This is a genomic window from Herbaspirillum sp. Sphag64 (assembly GCF_014192645.1).
Classification (GTDB): domain Bacteria; phylum Pseudomonadota; class Gammaproteobacteria; order Burkholderiales; family Burkholderiaceae_D; genus Herbaspirillum.
Genome location: NZ_JACHYE010000031.1, coordinates 1 through 5,325, shown reverse-complemented (window position 1 = coordinate 5,325; position 5,325 = coordinate 1). Strand labels below are relative to the sequence as shown.

General features: G+C 50.6%; 2 tRNA genes and 2 rRNA genes. All 4 read left to right on the top strand.

What is annotated here, in order from left to right:
- The first annotated feature begins 304 nt into the window (after positions 1-304).
- The 4 genes from FHW66_RS20620 (at position 305) to FHW66_RS20605 (ending at position 5,271) form a co-directional block, all read left to right on the top strand.
- Positions 305-1,837, top strand: a 16S ribosomal RNA gene (locus tag FHW66_RS20620).
- A gap of 115 nt (positions 1,838-1,952) precedes the next feature.
- Positions 1,953-2,029: transfer RNA gene (locus FHW66_RS20615), tRNA-Ile, on the top strand.
- A gap of 8 nt (positions 2,030-2,037) precedes the next feature.
- A tRNA-Ala gene (locus FHW66_RS20610) sits at positions 2,038-2,113 on the top strand.
- Positions 2,114-2,396: 283 nt separating this feature from the next.
- Positions 2,397-5,271, top strand: a 23S ribosomal RNA gene (locus FHW66_RS20605).
- Together the 16S and 23S rRNA genes with 2 tRNA genes alongside form the textbook arrangement of a ribosomal RNA operon.
- Positions 5,272-5,325 lie beyond the last annotated feature (54 nt).

The window sequence follows — 5,325 nt, the reverse complement described above, 5'->3', positions numbered from 1 at the left end:
AAGCGTTAAAAAAGTAGTTGACGCAAATTAAAAAACACTACATAATCTCGTTTCTCTGCTGCTGACAAACAAAACGATTTGACAGCGATGCAAGCGACAGTAAATGACGCGGCAAAGCAGGCAAGGTTCTTTAAAAATTAACAGCCGATAAGCGTGGGCGTTTAATGAAGTGCGACAGACCTTCGGGTCTGGAAACTTTAAACATTAAATGCTCACAAAGAAATATAGGTAAGAAATTATCTGTCAGTATTTTGAGTGAGTGACCGATTCGCAAGAATCAGCCAGAAATGGCAAAACAGAGATTGAACTGAAGAGTTTGATCCTGGCTCAGATTGAACGCTGGCGGCATGCCTTACACATGCAAGTCGAACGGCAGCACGGGAGCTTGCTCCTGGTGGCGAGTGGCGAACGGGTGAGTAATATATCGGAACGTGCCCTAGAGTGGGGGATAACTAGTCGAAAGATTAGCTAATACCGCATACGATCTAAGGATGAAAGTGGGGGATCGCAAGACCTCATGCTCGTGGAGCGGCCGATATCTGATTAGCTAGTTGGTGAGGTAAAGGCTCACCAAGGCGACGATCAGTAGCTGGTCTGAGAGGACGACCAGCCACACTGGAACTGAGACACGGTCCAGACTCCTACGGGAGGCAGCAGTGGGGAATTTTGGACAATGGGCGCAAGCCTGATCCAGCAATGCCGCGTGAGTGAAGAAGGCCTTCGGGTTGTAAAGCTCTTTTGTCAGGGAAGAAACGGTAGAGGCTAATATCCTTTGCTAATGACGGTACCTGAAGAATAAGCACCGGCTAACTACGTGCCAGCAGCCGCGGTAATACGTAGGGTGCAAGCGTTAATCGGAATTACTGGGCGTAAAGCGTGCGCAGGCGGTTGTGCAAGACAGATGTGAAATCCCCGGGCTCAACCTGGGAATTGCATTTGTGACTGCACGGCTAGAGTGTGTCAGAGGGGGGTAGAATTCCACGTGTAGCAGTGAAATGCGTAGATATGTGGAGGAATACCGATGGCGAAGGCAGCCCCCTGGGATAACACTGACGCTCATGCACGAAAGCGTGGGGAGCAAACAGGATTAGATACCCTGGTAGTCCACGCCCTAAACGATGTCTACTAGTTGTCGGGTCTTAATTGACTTGGTAACGCAGCTAACGCGTGAAGTAGACCGCCTGGGGAGTACGGTCGCAAGATTAAAACTCAAAGGAATTGACGGGGACCCGCACAAGCGGTGGATGATGTGGATTAATTCGATGCAACGCGAAAAACCTTACCTACCCTTGACATGTACGGAATCCTGAAGAGATTTGGGAGTGCTCGAAAGAGAGCCGTAACACAGGTGCTGCATGGCTGTCGTCAGCTCGTGTCGTGAGATGTTGGGTTAAGTCCCGCAACGAGCGCAACCCTTGTCATTAGTTGCTACGAAAGGGCACTCTAATGAGACTGCCGGTGACAAACCGGAGGAAGGTGGGGATGACGTCAAGTCCTCATGGCCCTTATGGGTAGGGCTTCACACGTCATACAATGGTACATACAGAGGGCTGCCAACCCGCGAGGGGGAGCTAATCCCAGAAAGTGTATCGTAGTCCGGATTGGAGTCTGCAACTCGACTCCATGAAGTTGGAATCGCTAGTAATCGCGGATCAGCATGTCGCGGTGAATACGTTCCCGGGTCTTGTACACACCGCCCGTCACACCATGGGAGCGGGTTCTGCCAGAAGTAGTTAGCCTAACCGCAAGGAGGGCGATTACCACGGCAGGGTTCGTGACTGGGGTGAAGTCGTAACAAGGTAGCCGTATCGGAAGGTGCGGCTGGATCACCTCCTTTCTAGAGTGCGCACGAAGTTAAGCGTCCACACTTATCGGTCTGTTAGTAAAGAAGAACAGTTATTCGGTTGCGGCGCAGGCAAGCCTGCATGCTGGCTCTGATTACTGATCCAAGCGGGTCTGTAGCTCAGCTGGTTAGAGCACCGTGTTGATAACGCGGGGGTCGTTGGTTCGAGCCCAACCAGACCCACCAAGAGTTTCGGGGGTTTAGCTCAGCTGGGAGAGCACCTGCTTTGCAAGCAGGGGGTCGTCGGTTCGATCCCGTCAACCTCCACCAGAAACATCAAACCTAAGTCGCATATGAATATGTGCAGATTTAGGTTTGGTCTTTTACGATCAATGGCTGTTTTTGTTCTTTAACAATCTGGAAGAAGTAAAGAATTCGTCAACGACGAATGCCAGGATTTCGATCCTTGCATGAGAAGTTGATGGGTGTGATTGTATCAATCAAAGTATTACGAAGTGATCTTAGCAATTAGAAGACTTACTTTGGCAATACGGCAAACGCTAAACTCAAAAAACTCTATGACGATCTCTGGCAACAGAGGCTAACGTTATAGGGACAAGTGAATAAGTGCACATGGTGGATGCCTTGGCGATTACAGGCGATGAAGGACGTAGTAGCTTGCGATAAGCTGCGGGGAGCTAGCAAACAAGCTTTGATCCGCAGATTTCCGAATGGGGAAACCCACCCTTTTAGGGTATCACTGACTGAATACATAGGTCTGTGAAGCGAACGTGGCGAACTGAAACATCTAAGTAGCTACAGGAAAAGAAATCAACCGAGATTCCCAAAGTAGTGGCGAGCGAAATGGGACCAGCCTGCAAGATTTAGCATTATTGATAGTGGAACGGAATGGAAAGTCCGGCCATAGAGGGTGATAGCCCCTTACACGAAATCAGTAGTGTGGAACTAGGCTTGCGACAAGTAGGGCGGGACACGTGAAATCCTGTCTGAACATGGGGGGACCATCCTCCAAGGCTAAATACTCGTAATCGACCGATAGTGAACCAGTACCGTGAGGGAAAGGCGAAAAGAACCCCGGAAGGGGAGTGAAATAGATCCTGAAACCGTGTGCATACAAACAGTAGGAGCCTCGAAAGGGGTGACTGCGTACCTTTTGTATAATGGGTCAGCGACTTACATTCAGTGGCAAGCTTAACCGAATAGGGAAGGCGTAGAGAAATCGAGTCCGAATAGGGCGTTCAGTCGCTGGGTGTAGACCCGAAACCAAGTGATCTACTCATGGCCAGGTTGAAGGTGCGGTAACACGCACTGGAGGACCGAACCCACTAATGTTGAAAAATTAGGGGATGAGCTGTGGGTAGGGGTGAAAGGCTAAACAAACTTGGAAATAGCTGGTTCTCTCCGAAAACTATTTAGGTAGTGCCTCAAGTATCACCATCGGGGGTAGAGCACTGTTATGGCTAGGGGGTCATCGCGACTTACCAACCCATTGCAAACTCCGAATACCGATGAGTGCGAGCTTGGGAGACAGACGTCGGGTGCTAACGTCCGGCGTCAAGAGGGAAACAACCCAGACCGCCAGCTAAGGTCCCAAAGATTGGCTAAGTGGAAAACGAAGTGGGAAGGCTAAAACAGTCAGGAGGTTGGCTTAGAAGCAGCCATCCTTTAAAGAAAGCGTAATAGCTCACTGATCGAGTCGTCCTGCGCGGAAGATGTAACGGGGCTAAGCCAGTCACCGAAGCTGCGGATATCAATTTATTGATATGGTAGGAGAGCGTTCTGTAAGCCTGCGAAGGTGTCTTGTAAAGGATGCTGGAGGTATCAGAAGTGCGAATGCTGACATGAGTAGCGATAATGGGGGTGAAAAGCCCCCACGCCGTAAGCCCAAGGTTTCCTGTTCAACGTTCATCGGAGCAGGGTGAGTCGGCCCCTAAGGCGAGGCAGAGATGCGTAGCTGATGGGAAGCAGGTTAATATTCCTGCACCGTCGTTAGATGCGATGGGGGGACGGATCGCGGAAGGTTGTCCGGGTGTTGGATGTCCCGGTTCCTGTATCAGAGAAGGCTGTTAGGCAAATCCGGCAGCGTAATTCAAGGGTATGGGACGAGCGAACTTGTTCGCGAAGCAATCGGAAGTGGTTCCAAGAAAAGCCTCTAAGCTTCAGTCTAACGAGACCGTACCGCAAACCGACACAGGTGGGCGAGATGAGTATTCTAAGGCGCTTGAGAGAACTCGGGAGAAGGAACTCGGCAAATTTGTACCGTAACTTCGGGATAAGGTACGCCCTAGTAGTTTGACTGGCCTGCGCCAGAAGGACAAACGGGTTGCAATAAAAAGGTGGCTGCGACTGTTTAATAAAAACACAGCACTCTGCAAACACGAAAGTGGACGTATAGGGTGTGACGCCTGCCCGGTGCTGGAAGATTAAATGATGGGGTGCAAGCTCTTGATTGAAGTCCCAGTAAACGGCGGCCGTAACTATAACGGTCCTAAGGTAGCGAAATTCCTTGTCGGGTAAGTTCCGACCTGCACGAATGGCGTAACGATGGCCACACTGTCTCCTCCCGAGACTCAGCGAAGTTGAAATGTTTGTGATGATGCAATCTACCCGCGGCTAGACGGAAAGACCCCATGAACCTTTACTGTAGCTTTGCATTGGACTTTGAACCAATCTGTGTAGGATAGGTGGGAGGCTTTGAAGCAGGAACGCCAGTTTCTGTGGAGCCATCCTTGAAATACCACCCTGGTTTGTTTGAGGTTCTAACCTTGGTCCGTTATCCGGATCGGGGACAGTGCATGGTAGGCAGTTTGACTGGGGCGGTCTCCTCCCAAAGTGTAACGGAGGAGTTCGAAGGTACGCTAGGTACGGTCGGACATCGTGCTAATAGTGCAATGGCATAAGCGTGCTTAACTGCGAGACTGACAAGTCGAGCAGGTACGAAAGTAGGACATAGTGATCCGGTGGTTCTGTATGGAAGGGCCATCGCTCAACGGATAAAAGGTACTCTGGGGATAACAGGCTGATTCCTCCCAAGAGTTCATATCGACGGGGGAGTTTGGCACCTCGATGTCGGCTCATCACATCCTGGGGCTGTAGCCGGTCCCAAGGGTATGGCTGTTCGCCATTTAAAGTGGTACGTGAGCTGGGTTTAAAACGTCGTGAGACAGTTTGGTCCCTATCTGCCGTGGGCGTTGGAAGTTTGAAGGGGGCTGCTCCTAGTACGAGAGGACCGGAGTGGACGAACCTCTGGTGTATCGGTTGTCACGCCAGTGGCATTGCCGAGTAGCTAAGTTCGGAAGAGATAACCGCTGAAAGCATCTAAGCGGGAAACTCGCCTTGAGATGAGACTTCCCGGGGGTTTAACCCCCCTAAAGGGTCGTTCGAGACCAGGACGTTGATAGGTCAGGTGTGGAAGCGCAGTAATGCGTTAAGCTAACTGATACTAATTGCCCGTGCGGCTTGTCCCTATAACATTAGCTGTTATAGCTTGAATTGACGTGTTTGCCATTGTGCATCACACC